The organism is Rheinheimera muenzenbergensis, from assembly GCF_036984005.1.
Taxonomy (GTDB): Bacteria; Pseudomonadota; Gammaproteobacteria; order Enterobacterales; family Alteromonadaceae; genus Alishewanella; species Alishewanella muenzenbergensis.
In genome coordinates this window covers 69486-82952 of the sequence record NZ_JALAAR010000007.1, presented here as the reverse complement: position 1 = coordinate 82952, position 13467 = coordinate 69486, and the positions used below count along the sequence as shown (strand labels likewise).

Sequence of the window (13467 nt, the reverse complement as noted above, 5' to 3'; positions counted from 1 at the left end):
TAAGCAGGCTAACGGCTGAGGTTGCACCAATTATTGCAACTTTAACCGGCTTAATACCTTTTGGCTACCTTGGTGTAAATATCTTGTGCTGCGATTAACGATTAACGCCCGCTGCGCGCGCCATTACAAGCCCAGATACCAGGTGGCGATAGAGAAATACAACACCACGCCGGCGACATCAGCTATCGAGGTGATAAGCGGGCCGCTGGCAGTAGCAGGGTCCAGCTTAAAACGGCTGAGTAAAAACGGCAGCGATAAGCCAATCAGGCTACCGGCCATAACCACCAGCATCATAGTCACTGCCACCACCACCGCAATAGCATAACCGCCGCGCCACCAGCCTAAACCGACTACCGCCGCCGCCATCGTCAAGCCGAGTAAACCGGCGATTAAACATTCCTTACCCAGCAAGTAGCCCCAATCCCGCAGCTTAATGTCGCCGGTAGCCAAAGCACGTACCATCAGCGTACCAGACTGGGCACCGGCATTACCGCTGCTGCCTATTAGCAGGGGTAAGAAAAACAGCAGCGCAATATGGCTGGAAATAGTGCCTTCAAAATAAGCAATGCCGGCACCGGAGAAGATATTACCAAACACCAGAATAACCAGCCACAGCACGCGTTTACGATAAAGTAAGCCGATGCTGGCATCTTTAACGCTGGTTTCCAGCTTGCCGATGGTGGCCGTTTTGTGAAAATCTTCAGTCGCTTCGGCGGCGGCCACGTCCATCGCATCATCGTATGTCACTATACCTACCATCTGATGCTCAGCATTGACAATGGGCAGCGCCAGTAAGTCATATTTAGCAATCAGTGCAGCGACATCTTCCTGTGGCATATCAACACTGGCATAGATAGGATCATGGTTTACCAGTTCATCAATTGGCATCTGCAGCGGTGCCAGGATCAGATCACGCAACGACACCACGCCAATCAACTGTCTTGCAGCATCGACGACATAGGCTGAATAGATGGTTTCTTTATCCGGCGCTTCGCGGCGTAATGAATCCAGCGCCTGAGCTACTGTCAGCTCGGCCGCCAAAATGGCGTAGTCCGACGTCATAATAGCACCGGCGGTGCCCTCTTTGTGCGAGGTCAGCCGCAACAAATCTTCGCGCTCGGCCTGCGCCAGCGCCGGCAGCAAGGTTTCGCGCTGCTCATCATCCAGGCGGTTAAATAAATCGGCCCGCTCGTCCGACGACATCTGGCGGATTATTGGTGCCAGCTTGCGCCGGCTGATCCTAATCGATAAGTTAACCTGTTCTTCTGCCGGTAAATAACCAAACACCTCAGCCTGCTCGGCGCGCGGCAATACGGTTAACAGAGTCCATAAATCCTGTGGCGCAAACTCCACCAGGGCAGCGGCTAAATCGGCCGGGTGAACATCATCAATTTGCTCACGCAGCAGTTGAACGGTATCCGACTCCAGCGCAGTGCGCAGCGTGGTAATCAGCGCAGGTAGTTCCATAACAACCTCTTACTAAAAACAGGCTTAGTAAGGGCGAACAACCTTGCTAAGCGAAATAATGGTATACACCAACGAAAGGCAGGCAACACCTGCTACTGGGCACGTCCATAACGTTGCTAAATCTCCTGGGTTAATTAACCTGTTGCACTATAAGCAAAAGATGGCACTATTTTATAAAGCATAGCAAGATAACTCAACAGAATATCCATGCCACAAAATTACAACGGGAGGCGATATCGTTAATGTTTCCTTCAGCACAGTGAACTACACTCGATCCTGTAGAAGTCATTGGAGCAATCTATGAAACCGATTTTCAGCCTAGCCATGCTGCTGTATACCTGCCAGGTATACGCAGACTGCCAGCCCGTTGCTGAAAATCAATTTCTTACCGGCGATGATGGCATAACTATTCGCAGTATTACCTTTAGCGCCAACAATGTCTTTGATTTAACCGACAAAGCATCGTTTTGGTTACATGAGTTTGCCAACTACACCCACACCGTAACGCAAGACGCTGTGCTGGCAGATGATTTACTGTTTAAAACCGGTGAGCCACTGCGGCTTGAAGTCCTGGCCGAAACAGAGCGTCTGTTGCGCAGCAGACGATATATCCGCGAAGCAGAAGTACGTATTACGCAGTATTGCGCCAATGACAACAGCGTAATCGTTAATGTCAGCACCTGGGACAACTGGTCGTTATTGCCAACTCTGGATTTTTCCAGTGAGGGGGGCCGCAGCAAAAGCGCCGTCGGCTTTGAGGAAGACAACCTGCTGGGCAGCGGTAACAGACTTAATCTGGAATACAAACACGACAGTGAGCGCACCGGTATTGGCTTTGTATTTTATTCACCAAACATGTTTGGCAGCTTCTGGAACAGTACCGTTGCCTACAGTAAAAACAGCGATGGCAACAATTATCAGCTCAGCATAAACCGGCCGTTTTACCGCTTGTCGTCTCCCTGGGCCCTGGGGTTTGAGCTGGACCGCACCGCAGAAGACATCTTTGAATACGATGCCGGTGACGAATACAACAGTTTTCAGCGCCAGCGCAACCATGCCAAAGCCGAGTTTGGCTACCGTTTGCATCCTGACAGCCATAACATACACCGGCTTAAATTAGCGGTTGAACTTGAAAACGTTAAGTTTTACAGCACTGACAGTACCTTTTTTGGCATGCCGCCGGATCGCAATTTAGCCAGGCTCTGGCTGGAATACGAAGCCATTCAGGCAGATTACAAAAAGTTGTTTAATATCAACTCGTTCAACCGTACCGAAGACTTTAATTTTGGCTGGCAGCTTAATGCCAGGCTCGGCAAATACAGCAAAGGCTTAGGGGCCGACGAAGACGCCCTATTCTGGCAACTCAGTAGCGCAAAAAACTGGCAGCTGGCAGCAGACTTGTATCTGCTGGCCGACATCAGCTGGCTGCAGCGCCAGTTTAAGCAAACACAATATTTGCTTAGCTCGCACTGGCAACTGATCAAACAGTTGGATGAATACCAGAGTGTTATAGGCAAACTTACTTTGGATAAGGGCCACAAGCTGTTTCGCGACGAGCCGATATACATTGGCGGTGACGATCAATTGCGTGCCTACCCCAGTTATTTCCGCAGTGGCGAAGCCAGGGCATTAGTCACGGCAGAGTACCGTCGTTATACCGACTGGTCACTGTGGCAACTGCTGGATGTGGCCTTTGCCGGTTATATCGATGCCGGTAAGGTTTGGCAAAATGCCGAACAAGATGCCAATACTGACGCCGGCAATACCTTAGTTGGTGTCGGTGCCGGTGTCAGGTTACTGTCTAACCATTCCAGCCGCGGCACTATGATCCATATTGATCTGACCAAAGCCATTACAGATAACGATAACGTTAGCGGTGTCGAGCTAAGAGTCACCGCAACCAGAAGCTTCTAGTTACCGCTGACAATGGCTACAGTAGACGGTACTGCGCTGTCCCAAACGGATTTCGGTTAGCGTTTCATTGCAGCTTAAACAAGGCTGGCCGCCACGGCCATACACCAGCAACTGCTGGGCAAAATACCCTGGCTTACCATCGGCCTGGCTAAAGTCTTTTAACGTAGTGCCGCCTTGTTTAATCGCTGCAGCCAGGGTGTCTTTAATCACCGGCAACAGCTTGGCTAACTGGGCCGCCGTTACCGCTTTGGCCGGTTTAGACGGCAAAATGCCGGCTTTAAACAAGGCTTCGTTGGCGTATATATTGCCCACGCCCACAACCACATGGTTATCCATCAAAACAAGCTTGGCCGCACTAGCACGCTTGGCAAATGCTGCCGTTAGGTGCGCCAGATTAAAATTGTCGCTTAGTGGCTCCGGCCCCAGGCTGGCCAGCAACGGATGCAGTTCGCCCTTTTGCTGCCATAGTACAGCGCCAAAGCGACGGGTGTCGTTTAAGCGCAGCAGCATGGCGTTATTCAGCACAAAATCGATATGATCATGTTTGGTCGCCGGTGTATCAACCGGCAGCACCTTTAAATGGCCCGACATGCCCAGATGCAGAATAATATCGCCCTGTGGCAGTTGAATTAACAGATACTTGGCGCGGCGGGTGACCGATAAAATCGGCTGGTTCAGCTGGGCCAGTACCTCGTCCGGCACCCACCAGCGCAACTGACGCTGCCGGGCCACCACTTTAACTAACTGCTGGTTTTGCAAATACGGGCTGATACCCTGGCGCGACACTTCAACTTCTGGTAATTCCGGCACTGCTACTTCGTCCTCTCGATTAAAAACAACTGCGCTGCCTGTGCTGCGGTTAACTGGTAAAACTGCGGTTGCCCGGCCCGCTGCAGTAAATAGCGCCCGTCATCACCGCTGCTATCGTTGTCCGGATACAGCAACCAGATCAGCGGCGCATTTTGCCCGACCAGCTGCACGCTGGCCTGCGCTACCGGCACCCGGCTTTTATCTGCAGCCACGTCAACCGCGGTAAGTAAACTGTGCTGCCAGGCTAGCGCCAGCTGCGCCGCATCTACCGTTTGTGTACCTTGCGGTTGCAATTGCCACTGCGGCCCGGCTTTAATTAGCCGTTGGTTGGCAAACGCCACCATCAGCAACTCGCTGTCGGCCGGCAGCAAACGCTGTTCGGCGTCAGTTGCATTAAAGTGTGCCAAACGTTGCGGAATGCCATATAACGCAAACATCAAAATCAGCACTGCAAAAATCAGCACGTTGTTCCAGTTACGGCGGGACAGTTTTATCATCTAAATACCTGTCAGCTAAGGTGACACGGCATAGTAACGTAGGCGGGGCTTAAAAAGCAAAAACCCGGCGTTGGCCGGGTTTCTGTGTTCGATTACTTGATTTTCGCTTCTTTGAAAATCACGTGCTTGCGCACTTTAGGATCGAACTTTTTGATTTCCATCTTTTCTGGCATGGTGCGCTTGTTCTTCGTAGTTGTATAGAAGAAACCAGTGCCTGCAGAAGAGACTAAACGGATTTTATCGCGCATTTTTTATTTCCTTACACCTTGTGACCGTTAGCACGCACGTCGGCTAAAACCGCATCGATACCTTTCTTATCGATGATGCGCATACCACGGGTAGAAGTACGTAATGTAACAAAACGGTTTTCACTTTCAACCCAAAAACGGTGCGTTTGCAGGTTAGGCAGGAAACGGCGCTTAGTAGCATTGTTGGCGTGTGAACGACGGTTACCCACCATCGGACCTTTACCAGTTACTTGGCACACTCTAGACATGTCAATAGTTCTCCAAAATTTCATCAGCTCGAGCTGTCATCACCCTTCCGGCCAAGAAGGTTGCCCCAAAACAAGAGGGCGCAATTTATACACGAATAAGCCGCCTTATTCAAGCGAAATCTTTCGCCCGCGCGCAAAGATCCGCCGTGGATCTATGCAGATCTTCACAGCCAGCCACGCTCTGCAAAGGAGATCACGTCAGCATCGCCCACGATAAAATGGTCCAACACCTTGATATCTACCAACATTAGCGCCTGAATTAAACGTTCAGTAATCGCTTTGTCCGCCCGGCTGGGCTCGGCCACACCGGATGGATGATTGTGCGCCAGAATAACAGCGGCGGCATTATGCGCTAAAGCCTGCTGAACTACAATACGCGGATACACCGGACTGGCATCTATAGTGCCGGCAAACAGCGGCTCAGCTTTAATCAGCCGGTGCTGGCTGTCTAAATACAGTAATAAAAACACTTCACGCTGCTCGCCACTAATCGCATGCTGCAAATAGCGCTTTACCGTGCCGGGGTCGTTAAACACAGTATCGCGTTGTATTTGCTGCTGTAAATAACGTTTACTCAGCTCCAGCACCGCCTGCAATTGCACAAATTTGGCCTCTCCCAGGCCTTTAGCGGCACAAAAATCAGTTTGGCTGGCACCCAATAAACGCCGTAACGAGCCAAACTGACTTAACAACTGCCGCGCCAGCGTTACCGCATCAGTACCGGCGATACCGGTGCGCAAAAAAATCGCCAGTAACTCGGCATCTGACAGCGCCATTGCGCCTCGGTCGAGCAGTTTTTCCCGTGGCCGCTCTGCAGCGGGCCAGTGTCGAATACTCATGCAATCACTCCCTGAATTGATGCTGAATTTGTGTTTCCATGCTATCTTAGCGCCAGTTTTTTCCACTTCCGGTGGCTCTGTTATGCAGCAAACGCTTGCCAACAAACGTATTTTACTCGGTATCAGCGGTGGCATTGCCGCCTATAAAAGTGCCGATTTAGTTCGCCGCCTCAAAGAGCGTGGCGCACAGGTGCGGGTTATTTTAACCGACGCGGCGCAGCACTTTATTACCCCGCTAACGTTACAGGCACTGTCTGGCAACCCGGTTAGCACCAGCTTGCTCGACCCGGCCGCCGAAGCCGCCATGGGCCATATCGAACTGGCAAAATGGGCCGACATGGTACTTATTGCCCCGGCCAGCGCCGATATTATCGCCCGCATCGCACACGGTTTAGCTAACGACTTACTCACTACCTGCATTTTGGCCACCGCTGCCCCGGTGGCGGTAGCACCGGCAATGAACCAGCAGATGTATAAAAACATAGCCACCCAACAGAATTTAGCCAGGTTAAGTTCATATAATTTTTACATTTACGGCCCGGGTGTAGGTGATCAGGCCTGTGGCGACACCGGCTCAGGCCGTATGTTGGAGCCGCTCGAGCTGGTTAGCGCGTTAGAAAAACATTTTTTAGCTGAACAGCAACTTAATAACATTAAAATTACAATAACTGCCGGCCCAACCCGCGAAGCCATTGATCCGGTGCGCTACATCTCTAATCACAGCTCGGGCAAAATGGGCTTTGCCCTGGCCGCAGCTGCAGCGGCGATGGGTGCCGACGTCACACTGATCAGCGGCCCGGTACAATTAGCTACTCCTGCCGGGGTAAAACGTATAGACGTTACCACTGCGCAGCAAATGCATGACGCCGCTATAGCGCAGGCAGTGCAGAGCGATATCTTTATTGGTTGTGCTGCGGTAGCCGATTACCGCGTGGCAAACATCGCTGATGAGAAGATGAAAAAGCAAGGCGACAGTGCGCTTGAATTAAAACTGGTGCAAAACCCGGATATTATTGCCAGTGTTGCCGCGTTAAGCACTAAGCGGCCTTTTACTGTCGGCTTTGCGGCAGAAACTCACAACGTACTGCAGTACGCCAAAGATAAACTGGCGCGCAAAAAGCTGGATTTAATTTGTGCTAATGACGTATCCAAGGCTGAGCACGGCTTTAACAGCGACAACAATGCTGTCACCTTGCTATGGCACTCTGGTGAGCTGGTGTTACCGGCACAAGCTAAAGCCAGCCTGGCTACAGCAATATTGCAACATATCCACAGCCAGTACTGCGCCAACTAATTAGCGTTAAAATACTATTTGTAATTAAAATAAAGAGTTAAGCCGTAAATGAAAAAAGCTATCGATTTAAAAATTCTCGACCCGCGTATTGGCACTGACTTCCCGCTGCCGGCCTATGCCACACCGGGATCTGCCGGGTTAGACCTGCGCGCTTGCTTAGATAGCACGCTAAACCTGGCGCCAGGCGAGACGGTGTTAATTCCAACCGGCTTATCGATCTTTATTGGCGACGCTAATTTGTGCGCCACCATCCTGCCCCGCTCTGGCCTGGGCCATAAGCACGGCATAGTACTGGGTAACCTGGTCGGTTTAATCGACTCAGATTACCAGGGCCCGTTAATGGTATCGATGTGGAACCGCGGCAAAGACAGCTTTACCATTGAACCGGGTGATCGTATCGCCCAGCTGGTATTTATGCCGGTAGTGCAGGCTGAATTTACTATTGTTGACAGCTTCGAGCAAACAGCGCGCGGCGAAGGCGGTTTTGGCCATTCAGGCAAAGCATAATTAGTATAAAGCACCGTTTTACCTAGCGCCGAAGGCCGGTGTACTTATGCAGCAGCGGCATGGATGCCGCGGAGCCTGAGAGGGCACAGGGATGTGATCCTTGAAGGCGGCGAAATAAGTATTTCCGGCTGCAGGCGCCTGCACCAGACTCTAAGTTACTTTTTTACAGGACACGCAATGCCGGCACCACGCAGTACAAACCGCAAAGAAGATATTCTGCAAGCCTTAGCCGCCATGCTGCAAAGCAACAACGGCCAGCGCATTACCACGGCCGCACTGGCAGAAAAAGTCGGTGTATCTGAGGCCGCGCTGTACCGGCATTTCCCCAGCAAAGCGCGGATGTTTGAAGGCTTAATCGAGTTTATTGAAGACACGCTGTTATCGCGCATTAACGTAATACTGGACGAGCATAAAGACACTGCCAGCCGCACCGAGCTTATTTTACAGCTGATACTGGTGTTTGCCGAGCGCAACCCGGGTATTTGCCGCATATTAACCGGTGATGCACTGCAGGGCGAGCAGGAACGCTTGCAAGAGCGGGTAGCGCAATTATTTGAAAAGCTGGAGACCCAGTTAAAGCAATGCCTGCGTGAGCGCAAGCTGCGTGAAGGTAAAGGCTTTAATATCGACGAAGGCGAACTGGCCAACCTGCTGCTGGCCACGGTAGAGGGTAAACTCAGTCAGTTTGTCCGCTCCGGTTTCACCCGTTTGCCAACCCAGCACTGGGCTAATCAATGGGCATTACTGCAACAGACTCTGTTTGGTTAAATTCCGCATCGGAGCACAGAGCAGCGTGGCTGCTGTGCTTTCGTAGCAGCGGCCAGTCAGGTGATAACGTCAGAGATTAGGCAATGCTTTCTTCGCCGGCTTCAAGGATCACATCCCTGTGCCCTCTCAGCCTGCGCGGCATCCATGCCGCTGCTACGAAAGCACACCTAATCCCTTCCTTAATTAACATTGCAAGAATTGGTTGGTCAGCAAAAAGCTAAACAAAGCGCTCGTACAGTGCCGCGCCCCATACCAGCGCCACGATCACTAAGCTGACAAACACCGCTGCCGAGCCCATATCTTTGGCGCGGCCCGACAATTCATGCCGCTCCAGACCAACCCGGTCAGTCAGTGATTCAATAGCCGAATTTAACAGCTCTACCACCAGTACCAGGCACCATACGCCAACCAACAGCGCAAACTGGCTAACAGAATTCGCCAGCCAGGCCGCTAACGGCACCGAGATAACGGCTAAAGTGGTTTCCTGGCGAAAGGCCGATTCATGCTTCCAACTGGCAGCAAAACCCTGCATTGAGCATTTTGCTGCTTTAATAATGCGGCCTAAACCAACGCCGTTTGGTTTTAACATCTTAGTTCACACCATACTGCGCCCGGTAGGCTTTCACGGCTTCCAGATGCTGCGCCATCTCCGGCTTATCGGCTAAATAGCTGATTAAATCCGGCAAGCTGATAATAGAAATGACCCTAGTATTAAAATCACGCTCAACTTCCTGAATCGCCGACAGCTCACCCTGGCCGCGCTCTTGCCTGTCCAGCGCAATTAACACGCCGGTAAGCTCAGCGCCCTGCGCCTGAATCAGCTGCATCGATTCACGAATCGCCGTGCCGGCGGTAATCACATCATCCACCAGCATAATACGGCCCTTAAGCGGCGAGCCCACTAAATTGCCGCCCTCGCCGTGGGTTTTCGCCTCTTTGCGGTTAAAGCAGTACGGCACATCACGGTTATAATGGTCCGCCAAGGCTACCGCCGTGGTGGTGGCAATAGGAATACCCTTGTACGCCGGGCCAAACAGCACATCAAACTCAAGGCCACTGTCTTGCAGCGCCGCAGCATAAAAGCGGCCCAGCTTGGCTAAATCGCCGCCGGTATTAAACAAACCGGCATTAAAAAAGTATGGGCTGGTGCGGCCGGATTTCAGCGTAAAACTGCCAAACTTCAATACCTGGCGCGACAGCGCAAACTCAATAAAATCAATCTGAAATTGTTTCATAGCCTGATCTTTACCTTCAAAGATTTTTACCTGTAAACCTTAAATCAGCCTTAAGCCAATACGCGCTTTTGCTCGTCGATAATTTCACGGATGGCATGCTTGCCTAAATCCATCATCTGCTGCATTTCTTCAAAGCTAAACGGCGCTTCTTCAGCGGTACCCTGAATTTCAATCACTTTGCCGGTTTCGGTCATCACGATATTCATATCGGTTTCGGCGTTTGAGTCTTCGGCGTAGTCTAAATCAGCCACCGCTGTGCCTTTATAAATACCCACCGATACCGCAGCCACCATAAAATTCAGCGGGTTGGTTTTAATCATGCCTTTAGCGCGCATATGGTTAAGTGCATCTACCAGGGCCACACAAGCACCGGTAATAGACGCCGTGCGGGTGCCGCCATCGGCCTGAATGACGTCACAGTCAATGGTAATGGTATTTTCACCCAGCAGTTTTAAATCTACTGCCGTGCGCAGTGCGCGGCCAATCAGACGCTGAATTTCCATAGTGCGGCCACCTTGCTTACCGCGTGCTGCTTCGCGGTCGTTACGGGTATGGGTCGCGCGTGGCAACATGCCGTACTCGGCGGTAACCCAGCCTTTGCCCTGGCCTTTCATAAAGCGCGGCACACCTTCAATTACGCTGGCGGTACAAATTACCTTGGTATTACCAAATTCAACCAATACTGAACCTTCAGCATGAGCGGTAAATTGACGGGTAAAAGTAAGGGGACGGATCTGGCTGGCGGTTCTGCCACTTGGACGCATAGCTGCACTCCTGAAATTAACAATGGCGGTTATTATAGGGTGTATCTAGTTTGAGGGCGAGCAATTCGCCAAAATCCGTTTTCCTGCGGTATACTCGGTGTTTATTTGTCGCCAGAGAGCCATTTATGATCCACAGCATGACCGCCTTCGCCCGTCACGAAACCAAAGCCAGCTGGGGCACCGCCCAGTGGGAAATCCGTTCGGTAAACCAACGTTACCTGGAGTCCTACTTTCGCCTGCCCGAGCAGTTTCGTGGCTTAGAAAGCCTGCTGCGCGACAAACTGCGTAATAGCCTGCAACGCGGCAAAATTGAAGTAAACCTGCGCTACCACGCCAACCAGGCCGCTGGCGAGTTAACGTTAAACGACGTATTTGCCGAGCAATTGCTGCAAAAAGCCCAGCAGTTACTGCAAAAAGCGCCGCAAGCGCAGTTAAATATTGCCGACATCCTGCGCTGGCCAGGCGTTATGGAAACGCCAACTGAAGATTTAGATAGTCTGCAAGCTGAACTGCTGGCCGGTTTCGACGCCGCCCTGCAAGACTTCCTCGCCGGTCGCGGCCGCGAAGGCGAAGCCATCGAGCAAATGATCCAACAGCGTTTAAGCGCAATTAGCGAACAGGTCGCCTTTGTGCGCGGCCACTTGCCACAAGCGATGCAATGGCAGCGCGATCGTATTGTAAACCGCTTAAACGAAATTAAAGCCGATATAGAGCAAGGCCGGTTAGAGCAGGAAATGGCATTTTTAGCCTCTAAATCTGACGTCGCCGAAGAGCTCGACCGCCTCGATGCTCACATCAAAGAAACCCGCCACACGCTGAAAAAAGGCGGCGCCTGCGGCCGTCGCCTCGACTTTATGATGCAGGAGTTTAACCGCGAAGCGAATACGCTGTCGTCAAAAGCCATCAGCACTGAGATCACCAACGCCGCGGTAGAGCTGAAAGTGTTAATTGAGCAGATGCGCGAGCAAATTCAAAACATTGAATAAAATCAATATTTTAAACATAAAAACCAACTTCTTGGTCTGTTGGTTCGGTAGGTGAATTGCCTCTAAGTATTCATTTTCACAGTGAGTATTTTGAGGTAACTCGTCGCAGCAAAGTCTTTTCAAACTTCCGATTTAATTCACCTCCAGGCTTGATACAGCAATCAACCAATATGCTGCTTTGTCAGCAACTGAACAGTTTTGAGGGCATCAGACCAAGCAACTGGCTCAGGGTGATAAACCAAGGGTCCGATAAATCGACTATAACGTTCAGCGTATTTGGGGTCTTTTAACTGTGCCAAGCCAAATAACAGTTCATTATCAGGGTCAGCTCTAAACTCAGGATGTTGCTCGCCAAACTGAGCCACATCGGTCGCTATCACCACGTCGATTAATTGTTTGAATTCTGCCTTATTCTCTAGCTCAGCCTCAATCTGATAGAGATCGTAAGCGTGGCGGATCAACTGATCGTCATCCTGCCGCTCTGAAAAACGGGTAGCTAATGCAGTTCGGCGTAGCAGCGAAACAAGTTTCTCAGCGGCGGTTGATTCAAGAGATACACAAGCAAACTGTTCAATCTCTGGCGCCTGCTTTGTTACCTCAGCATAAAGCGAACTAACTGAGTGGTGCGACGCCGGCTGTAACAGCTCTGATTCTGTCAGTTCTAATTGAATATGTGTACGCAGTGAGTCACTGGAAGGGTATGCATTTGGGTAATTGAGCAGCAACTGGAAAAAACGACGTTCATTTCGGATAACTGCATCCTGGCTCTGAGTAAAAAGCCCGCTACTGAGTAATTGGTTCGTAATATTGAGGTGGATACGCTTTCTAAGTGCTCTTTGCGCAGAATTACTTAACTGCTTTGTGGCATCGTCAGGCACCAATTTTAAATCAATGTCCTCAGACATTCGGTGCGTATGTTTATATACCTTAGCGAGACAGGTACCACCGGCGAATACCAGTCGATATCCCTCTATTTCAGTGGTACTGAGCAAGCGTAGCAGTTGTAATAGGAAGTAATCTTTTTCGACGATAGCCGGGTCCGTGATATTAAGAACATCTGCAACCTCAGCAAAGATGACTGGTTCGGGCAGCATTATGAGCGCTGCTCGACCTGAAGTTGCATATTGCGCAGAGATATTTTGCGGTTAAAGCGGCTTTTTACGATAACTTTGGCATTCACAGGAACCTGAGTGGTTTCACCTTTGTTGTAGCGCACCAGTTCATCGGATGGTTGCCAGGCTACCCCTAATCGCTCCAGTGCTTGTTCAGATACCGCCTTAAAACCACCATTAGATGCCAGCATAGGTTTACCCGTGATGCTGCTTATCCGGGCTTTAGCATATAAGCCATAACCAATTTTCAGTAGCTTACCCTCAGCCACTAACTCTCGAAGTGCCCGTCCTACCTGATCATAGCCACCCAATTGCTCAAAATCAGCGCGCAGAAAAACATCCTGCTTAGTACGACTAATTTGCTGCTCAACCTGTTGCTTTAAACTTAACTTTGGCACAAGGCACCTCCGGTATAACATTGCCTAAGCTTAGCAAAAATACGACAAACTCCCAAGCAAAAATACGACACTTTGCTCAGCACTTCGTAAACGAAGCCCTTTGCAGATAGTAAACACTGCAATTTGTAGGATAAAATCAATTCGCTAAGCAGCCAAAGAATCAGCTAGAGCTTTAAGATGAAAGAAAACCTACTTGCAAAATATGGTGTTACCGAACCTGTTCAACGGCCAAAGATCCAGCCCGTTAAGCAGCTCGACTTAGATACACCTGAAGGTAAGCTAATCGTTTTGAGCGAAACAAAACGAATGATGCAGATACATAAAAACACCTTTAAACGTTTAGCATGCCTGTAGTAGCAATAGATGTTTTCTGTTATTTG

17 protein-coding genes are annotated in these 13467 nt (G+C 50.5%); 6 read left to right on the top strand and 11 right to left on the bottom strand.

Going from position 1 to position 13467, the window contains the following annotated elements; translation table 11 throughout:
* Window positions 1-123: 123 nt before the first annotated feature.
* Window positions 124-1467, bottom strand: a complete 1344-nt coding sequence (mgtE, locus tag MN202_RS09880) for a magnesium transporter (RefSeq protein ID WP_335735951.1) — start codon at window positions 1465-1467, stop codon at window positions 124-126.
* A gap of 300 nt (window positions 1468-1767) precedes the next feature.
* Between mgtE and MN202_RS09875 the strand changes: the two genes are divergently transcribed.
* Window positions 1768-3381, top strand: coding sequence for a BamA/TamA family outer membrane protein (locus MN202_RS09875; RefSeq protein ID WP_335735950.1), 1614 nt, complete (start codon window positions 1768-1770; stop codon window positions 3379-3381).
* On the opposite strand, the gene mutM is transcribed toward MN202_RS09875, so the two are convergent.
* The 5 genes from mutM to radC all read right to left on the bottom strand — a co-directional run bounded on the left by mutM (window position 3382) and on the right by radC (window position 6023).
* Window positions 3382-4191: a bifunctional DNA-formamidopyrimidine glycosylase/DNA-(apurinic or apyrimidinic site) lyase gene (gene mutM, locus MN202_RS09870; protein WP_335735949.1), complete on the bottom strand. Its 810-nt coding sequence runs from the start codon at window positions 4189-4191 to the stop codon at window positions 3382-3384. It lies immediately after the preceding gene.
* Window positions 4192-4193: 2 nt separating this feature from the next.
* A complete protein-coding gene (locus tag MN202_RS09865; RefSeq protein WP_335735948.1) occupies window positions 4194-4688 on the bottom strand; it encodes a hypothetical protein in 495 nt (164 codons plus the stop codon).
* A gap of 92 nt (window positions 4689-4780) precedes the next feature.
* The gene (gene rpmG / locus MN202_RS09860; RefSeq protein WP_008219722.1) at window positions 4781-4936 is read right to left on the bottom strand and encodes a 50S ribosomal protein L33; all 156 of its coding nucleotides are present in this window, start codon (window positions 4934-4936) and stop codon (window positions 4781-4783) included.
* Window positions 4937-4947: 11 nt separating this feature from the next.
* Window positions 4948-5184, bottom strand: a complete 237-nt coding sequence (gene rpmB, locus MN202_RS09855; protein WP_027672232.1) for a 50S ribosomal protein L28 — start codon at window positions 5182-5184, stop codon at window positions 4948-4950.
* A gap of 164 nt (window positions 5185-5348) precedes the next feature.
* Window positions 5349-6023, bottom strand: coding sequence for a RadC family protein (gene radC / locus MN202_RS09850; protein ID WP_335735947.1), 675 nt, complete (start codon window positions 6021-6023; stop codon window positions 5349-5351).
* An 82-nt stretch (window positions 6024-6105) separates the two neighbouring features.
* Between radC and coaBC the strand changes: the two genes are divergently transcribed.
* The 3 genes from coaBC (at window position 6106) to slmA (ending at window position 8592) form a co-directional block, all read left to right on the top strand.
* On the top strand, window positions 6106-7317 hold the full coding sequence (gene coaBC / locus MN202_RS09845; RefSeq protein WP_335735946.1) for a bifunctional phosphopantothenoylcysteine decarboxylase/phosphopantothenate--cysteine ligase CoaBC: 1212 nt from the start codon (window positions 6106-6108) through the stop codon (window positions 7315-7317).
* 48 nt (window positions 7318-7365) lie between these two features.
* Window positions 7366-7824 (top strand): dUTP diphosphatase, encoded by a 459-nt coding sequence (dut, locus tag MN202_RS09840; protein WP_335735945.1) that lies wholly within the window; start codon window positions 7366-7368, stop codon window positions 7822-7824.
* Between the two features lie 177 nt (window positions 7825-8001).
* Window positions 8002-8592: a nucleoid occlusion factor SlmA gene (gene slmA, locus MN202_RS09835; RefSeq protein ID WP_335735944.1), complete on the top strand. Its 591-nt coding sequence runs from the start codon at window positions 8002-8004 to the stop codon at window positions 8590-8592.
* A 217-nt stretch (window positions 8593-8809) separates the two neighbouring features.
* On the opposite strand, the gene MN202_RS09830 is transcribed toward slmA, so the two are convergent.
* Genes MN202_RS09830 through rph form a run of 3 tightly spaced genes read right to left on the bottom strand, consistent with a single transcriptional unit; the run spans window position 8810 to window position 10591 of the window.
* Window positions 8810-9181 (bottom strand): diacylglycerol kinase, encoded by a 372-nt coding sequence (locus MN202_RS09830; RefSeq protein ID WP_335735943.1) that lies wholly within the window; start codon window positions 9179-9181, stop codon window positions 8810-8812.
* A gap of 1 nt (window position 9182) precedes the next feature.
* Window positions 9183-9827 (bottom strand): orotate phosphoribosyltransferase, encoded by a 645-nt coding sequence (pyrE, locus tag MN202_RS09825; protein ID WP_335735942.1) that lies wholly within the window; start codon window positions 9825-9827, stop codon window positions 9183-9185.
* 50 nt (window positions 9828-9877) lie between these two features.
* Window positions 9878-10591: a ribonuclease PH gene (gene rph, locus MN202_RS09820; protein ID WP_166836478.1), complete on the bottom strand. Its 714-nt coding sequence runs from the start codon at window positions 10589-10591 to the stop codon at window positions 9878-9880.
* Between the two features lie 125 nt (window positions 10592-10716).
* Here rph and MN202_RS09815 point away from each other — a divergent pair, with 125 nt between their 5' ends.
* Window positions 10717-11577 carry a YicC/YloC family endoribonuclease gene (locus MN202_RS09815; RefSeq protein ID WP_335735941.1) on the top strand — a complete coding sequence of 287 codons (861 nt, stop codon included), beginning with the start codon at window positions 10717-10719 and terminating at the stop codon, window positions 11575-11577.
* Window positions 11578-11738: 161 nt separating this feature from the next.
* Here MN202_RS09815 and MN202_RS09810 read toward each other — a convergent pair whose 3' ends face one another.
* A complete protein-coding gene (locus tag MN202_RS09810) occupies window positions 11739-12671 on the bottom strand; it encodes a nucleotidyl transferase AbiEii/AbiGii toxin family protein (protein WP_335735940.1) in 933 nt (310 codons plus the stop codon).
* The gene (locus MN202_RS09805; protein WP_335735939.1) at window positions 12671-13087 is read right to left on the bottom strand and encodes an S-adenosylhomocysteine hydrolase; all 417 of its coding nucleotides are present in this window, start codon (window positions 13085-13087) and stop codon (window positions 12671-12673) included. The genes MN202_RS09810 and MN202_RS09805 overlap by 1 nt, the downstream gene beginning before the upstream one ends.
* A 177-nt stretch (window positions 13088-13264) precedes the next feature.
* On the opposite strand from MN202_RS09805, the gene MN202_RS09800 reads away from it, so the two are divergent.
* A complete protein-coding gene (locus MN202_RS09800) occupies window positions 13265-13441 on the top strand; it encodes an acetyltransferase (RefSeq protein ID WP_335735938.1) in 177 nt (58 codons plus the stop codon).
* The last annotated feature ends 26 nt before the right edge of the window (window positions 13442-13467 follow it).